Source organism: Oleiphilus sp. HI0123 (genome assembly GCF_001635315.1).
The window spans coordinates 1-553 of record NZ_LWGE01000131.1 but is presented as its reverse complement, the minus strand read 5'-3'; the positions used below and the strand labels follow the sequence as shown (position 1 = coordinate 553).

Here is a 553-nt window from a genome sequence, read left to right as displayed (position 1 = left end):
ACCTTGGCGTCATAGTCGGCATAGGCCGCTTCGATGCCAGGGAACTCGCCGCTCTCGATCAAGGCGTTTCGAACACCCTGCTCCAACACCTCATCGGGGACGAGGCCCATGCCGGCGTAAATCTGGGTCGTCTGAGCACGCTTCAGGCGAATATCGGCCTTCTGGGCATCGCTCATCTGCCAGAGCGGGTTCCAGTTGTAGTGCACCTCCGGCGGCCGCTGGCCTAGCGCCGAGCGGATGATCATCTCGTCGCCGCGCTCAAGCTCAGGCGACAGGTCCGTATGCTGCTCGGCGGCGAGGCGGTCGTAATAGTTGGTTGTGTCGCTGTCGCCGGTAGACTGCATGCCGGAGGGCGAGTCGTTCAGCAGACGGGTGACCGGGATATCGGCGGCACCGGCTGCGACCTTGAGATAGAGTTGCAGGATCGGCGGGAAGCCCGCGAAATCAATCTGCCGGGTCTCCCACTTCTCGGCCGAGGCCTCATCGCCGCCTTGGAGCAGCAGCACGTTGTGCGCGCTCTTGAGCAGGGCGGCGTTGGCGAACCGGCTTGTGA

At 63.8% G+C, this 553-nt stretch carries 1 protein-coding gene; it reads right to left on the bottom strand.

Annotated elements, in window-relative coordinates; translation table 11 throughout:
• Positions 1–553 (bottom strand): anti-CBASS protein Acb1 family protein (locus A3761_RS01245; RefSeq protein ID WP_156491479.1); only part of this gene is annotated, 553 nt, incomplete at both ends.